Below are 18,793 nucleotides of genomic sequence, written 5' to 3'. Positions count from 1 at the left end.
CCGACCGCCCTCAGGGTGCCAGCCACTGCCCCCGAAAGCCGTCGCCGCGCAGGAACCGCGCCCGCCGGTGCCGCTCCGGCAGGTGGACGAGGTCCATCGCCTCGACATGCAGGATCAGCACCGCGAACCGCTCCTCCCGCGCCGGCTTGTCGTAGGCGTAGGCGCCGTCGATCGGCGTCCCCGGCCGCGGCTCCGTCCCGTAGCTCACGCGCGCCTCCGCCGGCACCAACGCCCACTCCGCCGCCGTCCCCGCCCGGATGCCGACGCGCCCCGTTGCGCGCACCTGCAGCCGCCGTTCGGGCGACCACGCCACCAGCGCAGCCCGCGGATCGGCGCTCAGCTCCTCGACCTTGGGCGTCGCGCTGTCGGTGTGCACCTCCAGCTCCGCCGCCCGCGCATCCGCCCGCCGCAGCACCACGAACCGCGCCTGCGGGCCCTCCGCCCCCAGCGAGGCGAGCGCCACCAGCCGCATCGGATCGTCCGCGTCCCGGCTCGCCGCCTCCAGCGCCGCCCACCCCTCGGCGAGGAACGCCGCCAGGTCACTCATATCCCGTCATCTCCAGGTATCCCCGCCCGTCATGCGAACCCTCCACGCTCACCGGCCCCTCCCAGTACGGGATCGTCAGCCCCATCCACGCGTTCGGATTCACCGGCCGCGTCACCACGTCGAGCCCCCGCTCCGGCCAGCGCAGCCGCCAGACCAGCGGCACCTGCCGCCCCGCGACCTCCCCGCTCTCCAGCGGCTCGGCGGTGGCATACCCGTCCGGCACCGCCTCCGCCGTGCCGTCAGCCGCAATCCAGGTGGCGGCGGTGTAGGCGCCGCCCCCGCTCTCGCGCAGGCGGTACAACATCAGCCGCTCCCCGCTCTCGAAGTGCAGCGAGAACCAGTCCCAGCCCTCCTGCGTCTCTTCCAGCGGCTGCGACGACCATTCCCGGTCGAGCCACGCCCGCCCCGTCACCTCCACCGTGCCCGACGGCAGCAGCAGCCGCCCCTCCGCCCGGTAGAACGGCTGCGAATAGTAGTAGCTCGCCTGCCCCGCGTCCGACTTGACCGAGAAGCCGCCCTCGCCGTGGAACACCAGGGGTCCTTCGGCCACCAACGCCAGGTCGTAGCCGAAGTCCGGCCCCGTCGCCGCCATCGCCACGTCGCTCAGCGTCTCGCCCTGCAGGTGCCACTCGTCGATCCAGGCCGCGAACGGCTCCGCCGTCACGCCCGCCTGCCCGATGCCGCCCCGCGCGTAGCGCTCGGTCGCGAAGTGCCGCTCGGGCGTCGTCAGCGCGGCGTGGCCGAACCAGACCTGCGGGCTGTCCCACCCCTCCGCCTCCGCGGGGGCGAGGGCGCTGCGGAACAGCGTCCACTGCACGCCGTAGGGCGTGCCGTCCGGCCCTTTGAGGTTGGCGGTGACGTACCACCACTCGATCCGGAAGTCGTGGTGCGGCCCGTGATCCGCCGGGAACGAGAAGGTCGGGTCCGGCCGCGGCAGCGTGAACCCCTCCGCCTCGGTCGCGAGGCCGGCGAAGCCCTGCGCGGCCGCGCGCACGGGGACCAGCACCGACAGCGCCGCGAGCCGCGCGAGGAAGGCGCGCCTACCTCTCACCCGAGAACACCTTCAGCAGCACCGCCGGCGGCGTCCGCGCCAGCCGCCACGCCGGCCACAGCGCGGCGAGGCCGCCCGCCACCAGCGCCAGCAGGACCAGCCGGACATAGTCCCACGGGAACAGGATCATCGGCAGCCGCCAGCCGAACGCCTCCACGTTGATGACCGCGAGCAGCACCCACGCCAGCGCCAGCCCCAGCGGGATTGCAAGAACGGCCGTGAACGCCGCCAGCATCACCGCCCGCACCAGGTCGAGGCGCCCGAGCCGCGCCCGCGTCAGCCCCAGCGCCCAGACCGGCGCCAGCTGCGGCAGGCGCATCCCCGCCAGCGTCAAGAGGCTCATCAGCATCGCGAACCCCGCCACGGCCAGCGTCAGCACGTTCAAGGCGCCGGTCACGCTGAACGTCCGCTCGAACACCGCCAGCGAGAACCGCTTCGCCGCCGCCTGATCGGTGATCGCCCCCGCGGGCAGACCCGCCTGTGACGTCAGCCCCTCCGCCAGCGCGCCCGGATCCGCGCCGCTGATGCCGAACTGCGTCGCCTCCGCCTCCGGGTACAATTGCCGGAACAGCGCCTCCCCGACGACCGCCTGCCCCACCGGATTGCCGTAGTCGCCGTAGACCCCGAGGATCGGCAGACCGGTCCCCTCGACCACCTCCAGCCTGTCGCCGGGGCCGAGGCCGGACCGCCGCGCCAGCTGCTCGTTGACCAGAACCCCCTCGCCCGCCCAGACCCCCGCCCACGGCTCCGGCGCGGCGTCCAGGAACCGCCAGTTCGCCTCGAACGCCGCGCTCTCCCGCGCCGCAAGCACCTCGCCCGGCTGGCCCGCCAGCGTCGCCTCGACGCCCACCCGCGGCAGCACCTCGGCCCCGGCCGCCACGGCGACGGCCTCGATCCGCGCCGCCTGCTCGCCGTCCTCTGCCTGCACGTAGAGGTCCGCGAACAGCCGCTGGTCGAGGAACCGCTCGAACGTGACCCGGAAGGACGACACCATCGTCGAGACGCCCACATTCGCCGCCATGGCGAGGAGCAGCGCCATCAGCGCCAGCGACAGGCCGGGCAGCTGCTGCCGGCTGTCGGCCCAGAACCAGTCCGCCACCGGCCGTCGCGCCGTCCGCGCCCCCGCCGCCAGCGCGAGATCGAGGAGCGGCGGCAGCATCAGCGCCCCGCCCAGCATCAAGGCGCCCAGCCCCGCGAACCCCGCGACCAGCCCGCCGCCCCGCCACAGGACCAGCGCCGCCAGCACCAGCAGCGCCAGCCCGCCCGCCGTCTGCCGCGCCCGCCGCCGCCCGCCGGCCATCGCCCAGGCCCGCGGCCGCGCGGCCGCCAGCACCGGCATCCGCGCCAGAGCCAGCAGCGCCCCGCCGCCCGCCACGGCCGTCCCGACAAGCGTCATGCCAAGGCCCGCCAGCGCCCAGCCTGGCCGAAACGACAGGCTCCCCGCCACCTCCGCGCCGTAGAGCCCGCCCAGCGTCGCCGCCACGTCCGGCAGCAAAGCCGCCGCGATCAGGTAGCCGAGCGCCAGCCCGACCGCCCCGGCGACCAGCGCCAGCACCACGAGTTCCGCTCCGATCACCGCCATCAGCGGCCCCAGCGGCACGCCCAGCGCCCGCAGCGTCCGGATCACCGGCCGCCGCTCCTCGAACGCCAGCCCGATCGCGCCGTGCACGATGAAGATCCCGACGACGAAGGCCAGCGCGCCGAACGCCGTCAGGTTCAGGTGGAAGCTGTCGGTCAGCCGCCCGACGTCCGCCGCGCCTTGCGCGCTCCGCAGCGAGAGCCCGGGCGCCACCTCCTCCAGCGCCGGCCGCCCCAGCGGCTGCACGTCCGCCACGATCAGCCGCCCGATCCCCGCCTCCGGCAGCAGCCGCGCCGCCACCCGCAGGTCCGTCAGCACGGTCCCCGGCGCCACCTCCGGCGCCACGACCTTCGCCGGCGCGACGTCACCCAACGCCGCCAGCGCGTCCGCCCGCCCGTAGACCGCGCCCGCCTCGCTGAGGAACGCGCCGACCTCGCCCTCGTCGAGGTCCACCGGCCCCAGCCCGCCCGGCGCCGTCAGCGGATCGAGTCCGACGACCCGCACCCCGTCCCGCCGCCCCTCGATCACCGGCGAGACCAGCCACCCGGCCCGCCGCAGCGCCACGTAGGTCTCCCGCGGGATCGCCCCGCCGTCCGCCGCCACGATCTGGTCGAACCGCCCCTCGCCCAGCGTCGCCGCCGCCGCGTCGTAGCTCGCCCGCGCCTCGGCGTTGATCGCCTGCACCCCGGCCCACAGCGCCGTCGCCAGCGCCAGCCCCGCCAGCAGCGTCACCAGCTGCAACGGCGCCCGCCGCCACCCGGACAGGAGCGCGCCGAGAACCACCCGGATCACCGCTCCTGTCCCCTATCTTGCCCCAAATACCTCCGGGGTGAATTGGCCCCGGGCCTGTCCCGGGGCCAAGAGGGGCAGCGCCCCTTCTGCCCGCCCCCCCTCACGCGATCCGCCCGCGGGACAGGTGCGCCCGCCGCCCCAGCCGCGACGCCAGCCGCTCGGAGTGCGTCACCACCATCAGCGCCGCCCCGGCCTCGGCCACCAGCTCCAGCATCAGATCCAGCACCCGCTCCGCCGTCGCCTCGTCGAGGTTCCCCGTCGGCTCGTCCGCCAGCACCAGCCGCGGCCGCGCCGCCAGGACCCGCGCAATCGCGACCCGCTGCTGCTGCCCGCCCGACAGCGCTTCGGGATACTTGGCCAGATGATCGCCGAGGCCCAGCCGCTGGGCCAGCTGCGCCGCTCCGTCCGGGTCGTGACGCCCGGCCAGGCGCGCCTGAAAGGCGATGTTGCCCGCCACCGTGAGCGACGGGATCAGGTTGAACTGCTGGAACACAACGCCCACCGTCCCGCGGCGCAGCGCCGCGCGGCCACCGTCGCCCAGCTTGCCGACATCCTTCCCGGCCAGCAGGATCGTCCCGCCATCCGCCGGCTCCAGCCCCGCAATCAGGTGCAGCAGCGTCGACTTCCCCGACCCGCTCTCGCCGGTCAGCGCCAGGGTCTCGCCGTCCCCGAGGTCGAGGTCGATACCCGACAGCACCTGCACCGGCCCCTCGGCGCCGGGATAGGTCTTGGTGAGATCGCGCACACGCAACAGCATCGACCTACCCAGCTAAGCCGCGGCCGCCGCGGGGAAAGCCGTCACGGCATCGCTGCGGCATTCAGTCCCGTCAGCCCGATCAGCGCAAGCGTGACGAGGCTCAACGCCCGTCGAGGACCCCGCTCCCCCGGATCGCGCAGCCAGATGCGAACCTCCGCCAGGAACGTGAGCGGACCCGGGAACATCGCGCCCGTCCGGTCCGCCGCGCGTCGCCGCAGCAGGAACAGGGTGCGGAACATCAGCGCCGCCCACGCCAGGAACGCCGCCCCCTGAAGCAACCAGATCGCCATCATGGCACCACCCACAGATCCGTCGAGAGGTACTCCGGCCCCGCATCGGAGACCCGACCTCGACCACGCCCCCGGCCCCTCCAGAAGGTGCGGCGCCGCCGCGAGGTGGCCCCCCGAGCAGCCGCCGGATTTCCCCTCCCCCCGCGCCGCTCTCGCGACCCGGCGGGGGGTCACGGACGCCGAAGGCGCCGGCGAAGCCAGTTCGTCCCGACGCTCCGACGACTCGCAGCAAGTCTGACAGACGCGCATTTGGGGGGAAACCCGGCACTTGATCGCTTCCCCGGCACAGGCGACGACCTCTCCGCCAGCGCCTCCGCCCCGGCGTCGTGCAAGCCGACCGCGATCGAGGCGTGTTTGCCCGACATACGAAGGAGAGGAGCAGGCCCTGCGACCGGGCGAACGCCGAAGGGCGTCACGCCGCGGCCAAGCGCCCGATCCGCGGCAGGCTGACGACGAGGGCGACCGCCGCCACCGCCGCGATGGCGAGCGCGGCCGGAAACAGCGCCGTCGCACCGCCCGCCGCCAGCACCGGCACCAGAAGGAGCGGCCCCAGCGTAGCCGCGGCGAGCGAGCCGATCAGCGGGACCGAGCCGTAGCGGGGGTCGCTGCCGAAGACCCGCGCGGCCCAGACGTAGAAGGTGGGGAACTGGATGCCGACCGCCGCGCCCGACAGGGCGAAGCCCGCCTCGGGCGCGCCGAGCATCGCCGCGGCCATGGCGGCGACCACGCCGACGAAACCGCCGAGGAACAGGTGCTCGGGCCGCACCCGGTCCGCCAGCCAGTAGAGCGAGAGCCGCGCCAGCAGGAAGGCCGCGAAGAAGCCGGACGTCAGCAGCGCCACCCGCCGCGTGGGCAGGTCGAGCGCCAGCAGCGCCGACGGACCGTAGCCGAACAGCCCGACCTCCAGCATCACGGCGGCAAAGACGAAGCCGAGGATCGACAGCCGCCCGGCATGCAGCGGCGGCAGCCCCGCCGCCGCCGGCACCCGCGGCGCCGGCTGGGCAACCGGCACGATGGCCGCGAGCAGGATCGCGAGGCCGAGGTAGACCGGCCCGATCCGCTCTCCCGCCAGAACCACCGCCTGCGGCGCGAGGATCGCGCCCACGCCGTAGACCGCGTTCACGAGGCCGACCATGCCCGGCCCGCGGGCGCCGAACTCGGTCAGGAAGCGGCGGTTCACGATCAGCGACAGCATCCCGAAGCCGGTCCCGGTCACGAACGCCGCCGCCATCACCCCCGCCCAGCCGCCGCCGAGGCCGAGGCCCGCCGCCCCGGCCGCCAGCAGCAGCAGCGCCACGCGGATCGTCAACCCCCGCACGCCGAACAGCCCCGCCATCACCGCCAGGAACGAGCCGAAGCCGTGCAGCGTCAGGACCAGACCCTCGCCGCCCGCCCCGAACCGTGCGGTCCAGGCCGGAATGGCGAGGCCGTAGAGGCCGGGCAGCGCGCCCATCATGGCGAAGCCGAGACCGCCGGCGAGCAGCAGGCGGAGCGGCGAGGGCGTGGACGGCATGGACGACTCCGGGCGGCGCGGGGGGACGGGACGGGCGCACGGGTGCGCCCGTCGACAGGATTTGTCAAACCGCTCTCAGGTCCAGTCGAGGACCACCTTGCCCGAGGCGCCCGACCCCATCGTGGCGAAGCCGTCGCGGTAGGCGTCCGCGCGCATCCGGTGGGTGATGACCCCGCGCACGTCGAGCCCGTTCTCGAGCATCGCGATCATCTTGTACCAGGTCTCGAAGATCTCGCGGCCGTAGACGCCCTTGATCGTGATCGCCTTGAAGACGATGCGGCTCCAGTCGACCGGCGACTTGCCGGGCGGGATGCCGAGGAGCGCGATCCGCCCGCCCATCGTCAGCGTCTCGACCATCTGGTCGAGCGCGCGCTGGTTGCCCGACATCTCGAGCCCGACGTCGAAGCCCTGCTTCATGTTGAGCCGCGGGAACACGTCGCGCAGCTCCTCCTCCGCCACGTTCACCGTGACCACGTCCACCACCTTCGCCGCCAGGTCCAGCCGGGCGGGGTTCACGTCGGTGATGACGACGTGCCGCGCGCCGACATGGCGGGCGACCGCGGCGGCCATGATGCCGATGGGGCCGGCGCCGGTGATCAGGACATCCTCGCCCACCAGGTCGAAGGACAGGGCCGTGTGGACCGCGTTGCCCAGCGGGTCGAGGATCGCGCCGATCTCGTCGTCGATGGCGTCAGGCAGCGGGACCACGTTGAAGGCCGGCAGGCGCAGGTACTCGGCGAAGGCGCCGGGCTCGTTCACGCCGATGCCCCGCGTCTCGGGGTCGAGGTGGAACTTGCCGGCCCGGCTCTGCCGCGAATGGCGGCCGATCAGGTGCCCCTCGCCCGAGCAGCGCTGCCCGACCTTCAGATCCTCCACGTCGCGCCCGATCTCGACGATCTCGCCGGCGAATTCGTGCCCCGTGACCAGCGGCACCGGCACCGTCCGCGCCGCCCACTCGTCCCAGGCCCAGATGTGCATGTCGGTGCCGCAGATGCCGGTCTTGTTCACCCGGATCAGCACGTCGTCCGGCCCGATCTCCGGCACCGGCACGCGCACCATCTCCAGCCCCTCGCCGGCGTGCGTCTTCTGCAGGGCGCGCATCATGTTGCTCATCGGGTCCCTCCGGGAATACCCGCCCCGGGCCCGACCCGGGGCCTCCTGCCTGCGGGGCCCCGGCGCGGGGGCCGGGGCGCGATGTGCCGGCCCGCAGCGACATCCCGGCTCATATCGCCCCCACCGTCCTGCCCGCCCGCTCGAACGCGCCCAGCGCCTCGTCGAGGTCGGCGCGCGTCAGCGCCGCCGACATCTGCGTGCGGATCCGCGCCCGGCCCTTCGGCACGACCGGAAAGAAGAAGCCGGACACGTAGACCCCTTCCTCGAACAGCGCGCGCGCCATCTCCTGCGCCTTCGGGGCCTCGTACAGCATCACCGGCACGATCGGATGCTCGCCCGGCAGCAGGTCGAAGCCGAGGCGGTCCAGCCCCTCGCGCCAGTAGGCCGTGTTTTCGAACAATTGCGCCCGCAGGTCGTCCCCCGCCTCCACGAGGTCGAGCGCCGTAAGCCCCGCCGCCACCACCGGCGGGGGCAGCGCGTTGGAGAACAGGTACGGCCGCGCCCTCTGGCGGAGCAGGTCCACCACCGCCTGCGGCCCGGCGATGTAGCCGCCGAGCGCGCCGCCGAGGGCCTTGCCGAGCGTCCCGGTCAGCAGGTCCGCCCTGACGCCGCAATGGGCGGGCGTGCCCGCGCCCTTCGGCCCCATGAAGCCCGTCGCATGGCAATCGTCCACCATGAGGAGCGCGTCGTAACGGTCCGCCAGCGCCCGGATTTCCGCCAGCTTGGCGAGGTAGCCGTCCATCGAGAACACGCCGTCGGTCGCGATCATCACGTGCCGGGCGCCGGCCTCCCGCGCTTCCTTCAGCCGCGCCTCCAGCTCGTCCATGTCCGAGTTGGCGTAGCGGTACCGCTGCGCCTTGCACAGGCGGATGCCGTCGATGATCGAGGCGTGGTTCAGCGCGTCCGAGACCACCGCATCCTCCGGTCCCAGCAGCGGCTCGAACAGAGCGCCGTTGGCGTCGAAGCAGGCGGCGAAGAGGATCGAATCCTCGTGGCCGAGGAAGGCCGCCAGCCGCCGCTCCAGCTGCCGGTGCAGACCTTGCGTGCCGCAGATGAACCGCACCGAGGCCATGCCGTAGCCGGCCTCGTCCATCGCCCGCTTGGCCGCCTCCACCAGCCGCGGATCGTCCGCGAGGCCGAGGTAGTTGTTGGCGCAGAGGTTGATCACCTCGCGTCCGTCCACCTGCACCCGCGGCCCCTGGGCGCCGCTGATCTCGCGCTCGGTCTTCCACAGGCCTTCGGCCCGGATCTCGTCCAGCCGGCCGGCGATGTCGTCGAGGAATCGGCTCATGGTGCCCCCTTTTCCGTCCCGTCCTAGCGCAACGCGGGCCCGGGGCCGAGGGGTCCTGACGGGACGTTTCCCTTCCCGCCCGCGCCGAGGCGCGTAGAGTCACTCCGCAAACGGGAGGCCTTCATGACCGACATCGTCATCCTCGGCGGCGCGCGCACCGCCATCGGCACCTTCGGCGGCAGCCTCGCCGGCACGCCGCCCTATGACCTCGGCACCGTCGCGGCCAAGGCGGCGATGGAGCGCGCGGGGGTGGAGCCGGGGCGGATCGGCACCGTCGTCTTCGGCCACGTCATCAACACCGAGCCGAAGGACATGTATGTCGGCCGCATCGCCGCGATGCAGGCGGGCATCCCGGACAGCGTGCCGGCGATGACCGTCAACCGTCTCTGCGGCTCGGGCGCGCAGGCCATCGTGTCGGCGGCGCAGGCGCTGATGCTCGGCGACGCCGACTTCGCGCTGGCGGGCGGGGCGGAGTGCATGTCGCGCTCGCCCTTCGTGGTCGACGGGCAGCGCTGGGGCGCCAAGATGGGCGACGTGCGCGTGCGCGACATGATGCTGGGCGCGCTGAACTGCCCGTTCGGCACCGGGCACATGGGCGTCACCGCCGAGAACGTGGCGGCCGAGCATGGCATTTCCCGCGAGGACCAGGACGCCTTCGCGCTGGCGAGCCAGCAGCGGGCGGCGCGCGCGATCGCCGAGGGGCGGTTCGACGACCAGATCGTCCCGGTGACGGTGCGGGTGAAGCGGGACGAGGTGCAGTTCGCGCGGGACGAGCATCCCAAGGAGACGTCGGCGGAGAAGCTGGCCGCGCTGAAGCCGGTCTTCCAGAAGGACGGCACAGTGACGGCGGGCAACGCCAGCGGGATCAACGACGGCGCGGCCGCCGTGGTGCTGGCGCGGGCCGATGTAGCCGAGGCAGCGGGGCTAACGCCCCGGGCGCGGATCGCCGGCTACGCGGTGGCGGGAGTCCGGCCGGAGGTGATGGGGATCGGGCCGATCCCGGCGGTCGAGAAGCTGCTGGAGAAGACGGGCTGGTCCGCCGGCGACTTCGACGTGATCGAATCGAACGAGGCCTTCGCGGCGCAGGCGCTGGCGGTCAGCCGGGCTCTGGGCCTCGACGGCGACAAGGTGAACCCCAACGGCGGCGCCATCGCCCTCGGCCATCCGGTCGGCGCGACGGGGGCGATCCTGACGGTGAAGGCGCTGTACGAGCTGGAGCGGATCGGCGGGCGGCGCGCGCTGGTGACGATGTGCATCGGCGGCGGCCAGGGGATCGCGCTGGCGCTGGAGCGGTAGGGCGAGGGGCAAGGTCCCAAGTGGGGCGGCCGGGCGCCTGATCCCGCGAGGCCCCGGCTCAGGGCCGGGGCGGGGTCTTCACACCGGCTGTGTCACGCACCGGGCATGAGCCGTCGCGCCCCGGGCTTGACCCGGGGCCCCGATCCGCCGGGCGCCCCGCGTGACCACGGGCGGCCGCCGGGCCAGTGACGTGGCTCCGGCGGTGGGTTTCACCCACCCTACTCGGCCGCCGTCGCCGTCTCCACGCCCCGCGCCTCGATCTCGGCGGCCTTCTTCTCGACCTGCTCGACGATGTGATCGACCATCGCCTCGTTGCTCATCCGGTGCGACTGCCGCCCCGCGAGATAGACCATGCCGTTGCCGGCCCCGCCGCCGGTGAAGCCGACGTCGGTCATCAGCGCCTCGCCGGGGCCGTTCACCACGCAGCCGATGATCGACAGCGACATCGGCGTCTTGATATGTTCCAGCCGCTTTTCAAGGACTTCCACCGTCTTGATGACGTCGAAGCCCTGCCGCGCGCAGGACGGGCACGAGATGATGTTCACGCCCCGGTGCCGCAGGCCGAGCCCCTTGAGGATCTCGTAGCCGACGCGCACCTCCTCCACCGGGTCGGCGGACAGGGACACCCGGATCGTGTCGCCGATCCCCATCCAGAGGAGGTTGCCGAGGCCGATCGCGCTCTTGATCGTGCCGGTCATCAGCCCGCCCGCCTCCGTGATGCCGAGGTGCAGCGGCGCGTCCGTCGCCTCGGCCAGCGCCTGATAGGCGGCGGCGGCGAGGAAGACGTCGGAGGCCTTGCAGCTGATCTTGTACTCGCGGAAGTCGTTGTCCTCGAGTAGCCGGATGTGGTCGAGCGCGCTCTCCACCATCGCGTCCGGGCACGGCTCGCCGTACTTCTCCAGCAGGTGCCGCTCCAGCGAGCCGGCGTTCACGCCGATGCGGATCGAGCAGCCGTGGTCCTTGGCCGCCTGCGTCACCTCGCGCACGCGCTTGGCGTCGCCGATGTTGCCGGGATTGATCCGCAGGCACGCGGCGCCGGCCTCGGCGGCCTCGATGCCGCGGCGGTAGTGGAAGTGGATGTCGGCGACGATGGGCACCGGGCTCTCGCGCACGATCTCGCGCAGCGCCTTCGAGGACGCCTCGTCGGGAACCGAGACGCGGACGATGTCGGCCCCCGCCTCGGCGGCGGCCTGAACCTGCGCCACGGTCGCGGCGACGTCGGTCGTCAGCGTGTTGGTCATCGTCTGGACCGAGATCGGGGCATCGCCGCCGACCGGGACCGAGCCGACCATGATGCGGCGGGACTTGCGCCGGTCGATGTTCCGCCAGGGGCGGACGGGATTGTGACTCATCGGGGCCTCCACGCGCCGCTACCTATGGCGGGCGCCGCCGCCCTTCAACGCGCCGGCGTCATTCCGACGCGGCGCCCTCCGCGTCCGGCACGGCCGGGGCGGCGATCTGCGCCTCGGCATAGCGGACGAACTCGGCCAAGTCGGTGTCGGCGGTGAGATCCGCGACCTGGTAGGCGCTCGTCAGCGTGTCGGCCGACAGGGCGAGGTCGGACGTGATCTGACCGCGCGGACCGGCGGGGCCGTAATGCTGGCCGTTCACCGCGAAGTAGAGCGCGCCGGACTCGCCCACGCGCAGGGTCGCCGGCTCTTCCGTGACGGGAATCTGCCAGGTCTCGCCGGCGTCCATGATCTTCTCGAACAGCGTCGTGCCCTCGGCCGACCGGACGCGGACCCAGGCCGGGCGGACGGCGACGATCTGCATCTCGGGCACCGGCGACGTCACCTGCGGCACCGGACCGATCCCCGGCGGCATCAGCCCCGCGCCCAACGCCGCCACCTGCTGCGGCGGCACCGCGCCGGAGCCGGTGGGAATCTCGACCTCCGCTTCCACGGGGCCGGCAGCCTCGTCGGCCGCGGCGAAGCGCTCGCCCTCGGCCGGGACAGCGCCGGGCAGGCGCGCGCCGTTGTCGACCTGCGGCAGCAGCGCGCCGACCGAGCGGGGCGACAGGCTGGCGATGGGCCCGTCCCGGGCGACCAGCACCGGCACATCCAGGGCCTGCGGCCGGTACAGCCGATCCAGCGCCTCGGGCGAGGGCAGGACGGTGTCCGGCACCTCGGCCACCACCGCCTCGGGGCGGGTCGCACCGGCGAGGGGATCGAGCTCGGCCACCACCGTCGGCGCCTGCTCCACGGGCGCGAAGCGGACCTTCTGCACCTCCTGCAGCACCGACCAGGCCCCCCAGCCGAGACCGCCGATCAGCGCAATCAGCACGGCGACCGACCCGAGGGCGCGCGGCTCCAGCCCTGCGAACAGGCTGTCGCCTGCGGGGATGAACGGGGTCGCGGACGAGGCGAAGATGTCGCGACCGGGCCCTTCGTCCGGGACCCGCTGCTCGGGGCGCGGCGTCCGGGCGGCCGACGCCGACGGCGACATGCCGTGGGCGGGGCGGAACCCGCTCTCGTTGCAGAAGGTGCCGAAGGCCTCGTCCGGATCCATGCCGAGGTAACGAGCATAGGAGCGAACGTATCCCGCGATGAAGCCGGGCGTGTCGAAGGCGGTGGGATCGCAGTTCTCGATCGCGGCGATGTAGGCGGCCTTGATCTTCAGCTCGCGCTGGACGTCGAGCAGGGACTTGCCGAGCGTCGCCCGCTCGCCCCGCATCACGTCGCCCAGCCGCAACTCGAACGCATCGAAGCCCTTGGCTTCGGCGTCGTTCTCCGCCGGCTGCTCGCGCTTGTAGACTCGCCCGATCATGCAGCTGTCCCGTTCGCCTGCCCCCGAGCAGGTTGTCCCGGATCGCTATCGCGTCCCCGACGATTCGTGAACCGGTGCCTGCCTTTTGTGGGGCTAGCATACACGAAAACCGGCTGCATTCGCAGAAAACCGGAATCGACCCGATCGGCGCGATTCAGCCCGCCAGCTCCTGCCGGTTGAGCGCGCATCTGCTCCACAATGCATCGAGAGCGTGCACCAGCGCGTCTATTTCGCGCGGACCGTGGACCGGAGACGGCGTGAAGCGCAGCCGTTCGGTGCCGCGGGGCACGGTCGGGAAGTTGATCGGCTGCACGTAGATGCCGTGCTGGTCGAGCAGCATGTCCGACAGCAGCTTGGTGTGCTTGGGGTCGCCGACGATCAGCGGCACGATGTGGCTGCCGTGGTCGATGATCGGCAGGCCGAGGCCGCGCAGGCGGGTCTTGAGTATCCTCGCCTGCGTCTGGTGCTGGTCGCGGATCTCCGGATGCGCCTTCAGCCACGCGACCGAGGTCGCGGCTCCGGCCGCCACGGCGGGCGGCAGCGACGTGGTGAAGATGAAGCCCGGCGCGTAGGAGCGGATGGCGTCGACCATCTTCGCGCTGGCCGCGATGTAGCCGCCATGCACGCCGATCGCCTTGCCGAGCGTGCCGTTGACGATGTCGATCCGGTGGGTCAGCCGGTCCCGCTCGGCCACGCCGCCGCCGCGGGGGCCGTACATGCCGACCGCGTGAACCTCGTCGAGGTAGGTCAGCGCGCCGAACTCCTCCGCCACGTCGCAGAGCGCGGCGATGGGGCCGAAGTCGCCGTCCATCGAATAGACCGACTCGAAGGCGATCAGCTTGGGCGCGGCCGGATCGTCCGCGGCCATCAGCTCGCGCAGATGCTCCACATCGTTGTGGCGGAAGATGCGCTTGGCGCCGCCGTTGCGGCGGATGCCCTCGATCATCGAGGCGTGGTTCAGCTCGTCGGAATAGATGATGAGGCCGGGGAACAGCCGCGGCAGCGTCGACAGGGTCGCATCGTTGGCGATGTAGGCGGACGTGAAGAGAAGCGCCGCCTCCTTGCCGTGAAGATCCGCCAGCTCGGACTCGAGCCGCTTGTGGTAGACCGTGGTGCCGCTGATGTTGCGCGTCCCGCCCGAGCCGGCGCCGACCGCGTCAATCGCCTCGTGCATCGCCGCCAGCACCGCCGGATGCTGGCCCATGCCGAGATAGTCGTTGCCGCACCACACCGTCACCGGCCGCTCGGTCCCGTCGGGACGGTGCCAGGTGGCGTGGGGGAACTGCCCCCTCTCGCGCGCGATGTCGATGAAGGTGCGATAGCGCCCCTCGTCGTGGAGGCGGCGGAGGGCGCCGTCGAGTGCCTTGTCGAAATCCACGGGTGACCTTTCCAACTTGCGGCAGGATCGCCGCCTTATAGCGCCGCCGAGCGGCGGATGACACTGCTACATTTTGTCTGCGCAGGTGCGGTTTTCCGTAGTGTTGAACCATTTGCCGACAAGGGTCGCCTTGATCTGGATCAGCAATCCCGCCCCGCCGCTGGACAGCGACCGCGGGCAAGGTCAGGGTCTGCCCGACACGCCAAGACAGGAGCCCGCCCATGTCCGACGATCCCCGCCTCGACCCCGTCCTCGCCCGCATCGACGCCGATCTCGGCGACGCGGTCGAGCGTCTGAAGTCGCTCCTGCGCATCCCCTCCATCTCGACCGATTCCGATTACGACGGCCATGTCGAGACCGCCGCCGACTGGCTGGTCGCCGACCTCGCCTCCATGGGATTCGAGGCTGCCAAGCGACCGACCACCGGCCACCCGATGGTCACCGGCCACGGCGGCGAGGGCGGCCGGCACCTGCTGTTCTACGGCCACTACGACGTGCAGCCGGTCGATCCGCTCAACCTCTGGCGGCGCGACCCGTTCGACCCCGAGGTGCAGGAGACCGAGGAGGGCAAGGTCATCCGCGGCCGCGGCGCGTCCGACGACAAGGGTCAGCTGATGACCTTCGTCGAGGCGTGCCGGGCGTGGAAGACCGTCCACGGGTCCCTGCCCTCGCGCCTCACGATCTTCTTCGAGGGCGAGGAGGAATCGGGCTCGCCCAGCCTGATCCCGTTCCTGCGGGAGAACGCGGACGAGCTGCGGGCCGACCTCGCCCTGATCTGCGACACCGGCCTCTTCGACCACGACACGCCGGCGATCACGACCATGCTGCGCGGCCTCCTCGGCGAGGAGATCACGATCACCGGGCCGGACAAGGACCTGCATTCCGGCATGTACGGCGGCGCGGCGATGAACCCGGTCCGGGTGCTGGCGAAGATACTCGCGAGCCTCCACGACGAGAGCGGCCGCATCACCGTCCCCGGCTTCTACGACGGCGTGCCCGAGATCTCGGACGAGATGCGCGCGCAGTGGGACGGCCTCGGCTTCAACGCCTCGGCCTTCCTCGGCGACGTCGGCCTGTCGGTGCCGGCGGGCGAGGAGGGCCGCTCGGTGCTGGAGATGATCTGGGCGCGCCCGACCTGCGAGTTCAACGGCATCACCGGCGGCTACACCGGCAAGGGCTTCAAGACCGTGCTGCCCTCGAAGGCCAGCGCCAAGGTCAGCTTCCGCCTCGTCGGCACGCAGGACCCGCTGAAGATCCGCGAGAGCTTCCGCGCGATGGTGCGCGAGATGGTCCCCGCCGACTGCTCGGTGGAGTTCCACGGCCACGGCGCCGGCCCGGCGAGCGTGATGGCGACGGACGACCCGGCCTTCGAGATCGCGCGGCAGGCGCTGTCGGACGAATGGCCGAAGGAAGCCGCCTTCATCGGCTCGGGCGGGTCGATCCCGGTCGCCGGCTACTTCAAGACCGAGCTGGGGATGGATTCGATGCTCATCGGCTTCGGCAAGGACGACGACCTGATCCATTCGCCGAACGAGAAGTACGATCTGCGCTCGTTCCACAAGGGCATCCGCAGCTGGGCCCGCATCCTCGCGGCGTTGAGCGCATGAGCGCGCGCGCCGCAGGGGCGGCCCTCATCCTCGCCAGCCTGTCGGCCTGCGCCGCGAATGCGGTGATCGAGACCGGGTTCGGGCCGGCCGTAGTGATGGAGGACCCCGAACTCGCGGTCTACACGCCCACCACCCTGCCCGACGGGTCGGACATCAGCCCCTCCCCCCTCATCGGCGCGCTGGTCGTGACCGAACCGGACGGCGCGTCCCTGCCCTACGAGGCGCAGGCGCGGGCCGAGGCGGCGCTCACCGCCTATTGCGGCGGCGTCATGCCGGACGGGCTGACCTATTACGGCATCGGCAATGGCGGGAGCAGCTGGATCGCCCTGCCCTGCGCCTGAAAGGAAAGGGGGCGGCCGCGCCGCCCCCTCCCGTCACGTCACGGACCGGCGCCGCCGGTTCACTCGGTGACGCGGACGTCCGACATGACGTCCGGCTCGCCCGAGATCGCGCCGTTGGCGGCAGCCTCGCCCATCTTGATCGAATCGAGCACGTCCAGCCCCTCGGTCACCTGGCCGACGACGGTGTACTGCCCGTCGAGGTGCGGCGCGTCCGCGAACATGATGAAGAACTGCGAATTGGCGCTGTTCGGGTCCGCGCTCCGGGCCATGCCGACCACGCCGCGGGTGAACGGGGTGTCCGAGAACTCCGCCGGCAGGTCCGGCAGGTCGGAGCCGCCCATGCCGGCGCGGCCGGTATCGCCGCCCGCGCGGCCGAACTCCACGTCGCCGGTCTGCGCCATGAAGCCGGGGATCACGCGGTGGAAGACGACGCCGTCGTAGGCGCCCTCTTCGGCCAGCGTGGTGATCCGCTCGACATGCTGGGGCGCCACGTCCTCGAACAGGTCGATGACGATGGTGCCGTTCGCCTCGCCGGCGACGTCGATCTCGAGGCCGGTGGCGAGGGCGGGGGACGCAAGGAGCGTCAGGGGAAGAACGTACTTAAGCATCGGCGGCCACCTTCACGCTGATCATCCTGTCCGGGTTCGCCGGCGGCTCGCCGCGGGTGATGGCGTCGACATGCTCCATCCCCTCGATGACGCGGCCGTAGACCGTGTATTGCCGGTTCAGGAAATGGTTGTCCTTGAAGTTGATGAAGAACTGGCTGTTGGCCGAGTTCGGGTTCTGCGACCGGGCGGCGCCGAGCGTGCCGCGGTCGTGGGGCACGCCCGAGAACTCCGCCGGCAGGTCCGGCAGGTCCGACCCGCCGGTGCCGGCGCGGCGCACGTTTCCGCCGTCCTTGCCATGCTCCACGTCGCCGGTCTGGGCCATGAAGCCGTCGATGACGCGGTGGAAGACGACGCCGTCGTAGGCACCGGCACGGGCCAGTTCCTTCATCCGCTCGCAATGTTTGGGCGCGACGTCAGGCAGAAGCTCAATCGTGACCGGGCCGTCCTTCAGCTCGATGACGATCGTGTTCTCCGGATCCTTGATCTCGGCCATGGGGCTCCTCCTCGGTAGCCTTTTCGGTTCGGGCGATAGCTAGGCGAGTGCGGCGGTCGCGGCAAGCGCGGTTGACGGGGGGGCGCCCCCGCGCCACCTATCCGCCAGACCCTGACCGGAGGAGCGCGAGATGCCCTGGAAATCCCTCGACGACATGGATCTGCGGGGCAAGCGGGTCCTGACCCGCGTCGACATCAACGTCCCCGTCGAGGACGGCCGCGTCACCGACACGACCCGGATCGACCGCATCGTGCCCACCGTGAAGGACATCCTCGAGGCCGGCGGCACGCCGGTCCTCCTCGCCCATTTCGGCCGGCCGAAGGGCGAGCCCGACCCGTCGATGAGCCTGCGCCAGATCGTCCCCGCGCTGCAGGAGGCGCTGGGGCACAAGGTGATCTTCGCCTCCGACTGCGTCGGCCCCGCCGCGCACGAGGTGGTGGACGGGCTGCACGAGGGCGAGGTCGCGCTGCTGGAGAACACGCGCTTCCACGCCGAGGAAGAGAAGAACGACCGCCACTTCGCCGAACAGCTGGCCCGCAACGGCGACGTCTACTGCAACGACGCCTTCTCGGCCGCGCACCGTGCCCACGCCTCGACCGAAGCGCTCGCCCACCTCCTGCCCGCCTGCGCCGGCCGGCTGATGGCCGAGGAACTCTCCGCCCTCGACGCGGCCCTCGGCACCCCGCGCCGCCCGGTCGTCGCGGTGGTCGGCGGCGCCAAGGTGTCGACCAAGCTGGACCTCCTCGCCAACCTCGTGACCCGGGTGGACACGCTGGTGATCGGCGGCGGCATGGCGAACACCTTCCTTGCGTCCCAGGGCTACGACGTCGGCAAGTCGCTGTGCGAGCACGACCTGACCGGCACCGCGAAGGAGATCGGCGAGAAGGCGGTGGAGGCGGGGTGCACCATCCTCCTCCCCCGCGACGTGGTGGTCGCCCGCGAGTTCAAGGCCGGCGCCGACAGCGAGGTGGTGAAGGTCGAGGACGTGCCGGCGGACGCGATGATCCTCGACGCCGGCCCCGACAGCGTCGCGCACATCTCGCAGGTGCTGGAGGAGGCGAAGACGCTGGTCTGGAACGGCCCGCTGGGCGCGTTCGAGATCGCGCCGTTCGACGCGGCCACCAATGCGGCCGCCCAGAAGGCGGCGGAGCTGACGCTGACCGCCGGCCTGACCTCGGTCGCCGGCGGCGGCGACACGGTGGCGGCGCTCAACAAGGCCGGCGTCGCGCCGGACTTCACCTACGTCTCGACCGCCGGCGGCGCGTTCCTGGAATGGATGGAGGGCAAGGATCTGCCCGGCGTCGCCGCGCTCGGCTGACGGCGCTAACAGGATTGCGGGGGGCGCCCCCCTCGCCCATAACCCTCGAAAAT

17 protein-coding genes are annotated in these 18,793 nt (G+C 72.2%); 4 read left to right on the top strand and 13 right to left on the bottom strand.

Annotated features, from left to right (window positions below; genetic code table 11):
• Positions 1-10: 10 nt before the first annotated feature.
• The 8 genes from A37W_RS0115840 to A37W_RS0115805 form a co-directional block, all read right to left on the bottom strand.
• Positions 11-547 (bottom strand): pyridoxamine 5'-phosphate oxidase family protein, encoded by a 537-nt coding sequence (locus tag A37W_RS0115840; protein WP_018304019.1) that lies wholly within the window; start codon positions 545-547, stop codon positions 11-13.
• Entirely contained in the window at positions 540-1,598 is a 1,059-nt protein-coding gene (locus A37W_RS0115835; RefSeq protein ID WP_018304018.1) for a lipocalin-like domain-containing protein, read from the bottom strand. Before A37W_RS0115835 ends, A37W_RS0115840 begins: the two co-directional genes overlap by 8 nt.
• Entirely contained in the window at positions 1,588-3,969 is a 2,382-nt protein-coding gene (locus tag A37W_RS0115830; protein WP_018304017.1) for an ABC transporter permease, read from the bottom strand. Before A37W_RS0115830 ends, A37W_RS0115835 begins: the two co-directional genes overlap by 11 nt.
• 100 nt (positions 3,970-4,069) lie before the next feature.
• The gene (locus tag A37W_RS0115825) at positions 4,070-4,726 is read right to left on the bottom strand and encodes an ABC transporter ATP-binding protein (protein WP_026198550.1); all 657 of its coding nucleotides are present in this window, start codon (positions 4,724-4,726) and stop codon (positions 4,070-4,072) included.
• 41 nt (positions 4,727-4,767) lie between these two features.
• Entirely contained in the window at positions 4,768-5,016 is a 249-nt protein-coding gene (locus tag A37W_RS0115820) for a hypothetical protein (protein WP_156169404.1), read from the bottom strand.
• A gap of 412 nt (positions 5,017-5,428) precedes the next feature.
• A complete protein-coding gene (locus A37W_RS0115815; protein WP_018304014.1) occupies positions 5,429-6,529 on the bottom strand; it encodes a hypothetical protein in 1,101 nt (366 codons plus the stop codon).
• A gap of 75 nt (positions 6,530-6,604) precedes the next feature.
• A complete protein-coding gene (gene tdh / locus A37W_RS0115810) occupies positions 6,605-7,642 on the bottom strand; it encodes an L-threonine 3-dehydrogenase (RefSeq protein ID WP_018304013.1) in 1,038 nt (345 codons plus the stop codon).
• Between the two features lie 109 nt (positions 7,643-7,751).
• A complete protein-coding gene (locus tag A37W_RS0115805; RefSeq protein ID WP_018304012.1) occupies positions 7,752-8,933 on the bottom strand; it encodes a glycine C-acetyltransferase in 1,182 nt (393 codons plus the stop codon).
• A 123-nt stretch (positions 8,934-9,056) separates the two neighbouring features.
• Here A37W_RS0115805 and A37W_RS0115800 point away from each other — a divergent pair, with 123 nt between their 5' ends.
• Positions 9,057-10,229, top strand: a complete 1,173-nt coding sequence (locus tag A37W_RS0115800) for an acetyl-CoA C-acyltransferase family protein (protein ID WP_018304011.1) — start codon at positions 9,057-9,059, stop codon at positions 10,227-10,229.
• 218 nt (positions 10,230-10,447) lie between these two features.
• Here A37W_RS0115800 and ispG read toward each other — a convergent pair whose 3' ends face one another.
• From ispG to hemA, 3 genes are all read right to left on the bottom strand, one after another.
• Positions 10,448-11,581: a flavodoxin-dependent (E)-4-hydroxy-3-methylbut-2-enyl-diphosphate synthase gene (ispG, locus tag A37W_RS0115795; protein WP_018304010.1), complete on the bottom strand. Its 1,134-nt coding sequence runs from the start codon at positions 11,579-11,581 to the stop codon at positions 10,448-10,450.
• Between the two features lie 58 nt (positions 11,582-11,639).
• The gene (locus A37W_RS0115790; RefSeq protein ID WP_018304009.1) at positions 11,640-12,995 is read right to left on the bottom strand and encodes a helix-turn-helix domain-containing protein; all 1,356 of its coding nucleotides are present in this window, start codon (positions 12,993-12,995) and stop codon (positions 11,640-11,642) included.
• A 154-nt stretch (positions 12,996-13,149) separates the two neighbouring features.
• A complete protein-coding gene (gene hemA, locus A37W_RS0115785; protein ID WP_018304008.1) occupies positions 13,150-14,373 on the bottom strand; it encodes a 5-aminolevulinate synthase in 1,224 nt (407 codons plus the stop codon).
• Between the two features lie 221 nt (positions 14,374-14,594).
• On the opposite strand from hemA, the gene A37W_RS0115780 reads away from it, so the two are divergent.
• Together A37W_RS0115780 and A37W_RS0115775 are read left to right on the top strand one after the other, a co-directional pair.
• Positions 14,595-15,980: a M20/M25/M40 family metallo-hydrolase gene (locus A37W_RS0115780; RefSeq protein WP_018304007.1), complete on the top strand. Its 1,386-nt coding sequence runs from the start codon at positions 14,595-14,597 to the stop codon at positions 15,978-15,980.
• Positions 15,977-16,321: a hypothetical protein gene (locus tag A37W_RS0115775; protein WP_018304006.1), complete on the top strand. Its 345-nt coding sequence runs from the start codon at positions 15,977-15,979 to the stop codon at positions 16,319-16,321. Before A37W_RS0115780 ends, A37W_RS0115775 begins: the two co-directional genes overlap by 4 nt.
• Positions 16,322-16,380: 59 nt before the next feature.
• On the opposite strand, the gene A37W_RS0115770 is transcribed toward A37W_RS0115775, so the two are convergent.
• Both A37W_RS0115770 and A37W_RS0115765 read right to left on the bottom strand, forming a co-directional pair.
• The gene (locus A37W_RS0115770; RefSeq protein ID WP_018304005.1) at positions 16,381-16,929 is read right to left on the bottom strand and encodes a peptidylprolyl isomerase; all 549 of its coding nucleotides are present in this window, start codon (positions 16,927-16,929) and stop codon (positions 16,381-16,383) included.
• Positions 16,922-17,422, bottom strand: a complete 501-nt coding sequence (locus A37W_RS0115765) for a peptidylprolyl isomerase (RefSeq protein ID WP_018304004.1) — start codon at positions 17,420-17,422, stop codon at positions 16,922-16,924. Before A37W_RS0115765 ends, A37W_RS0115770 begins: the two co-directional genes overlap by 8 nt.
• Positions 17,423-17,552: 130 nt before the next feature.
• Here A37W_RS0115765 and A37W_RS0115760 point away from each other — a divergent pair, with 130 nt between their 5' ends.
• A complete protein-coding gene (locus tag A37W_RS0115760) occupies positions 17,553-18,740 on the top strand; it encodes a phosphoglycerate kinase (protein ID WP_018304003.1) in 1,188 nt (395 codons plus the stop codon).
• The last annotated feature ends 53 nt before the right edge of the window (positions 18,741-18,793 follow it).

The organism is Wenxinia marina DSM 24838 (assembly GCF_000379485.1).
GTDB classification, from domain to species: domain Bacteria; phylum Pseudomonadota; class Alphaproteobacteria; order Rhodobacterales; family Rhodobacteraceae; genus Wenxinia; species Wenxinia marina.
The sequence above is the reverse complement of the archived record's forward strand: the minus strand, read 5'-3'. Positions and strand labels throughout refer to the sequence as shown.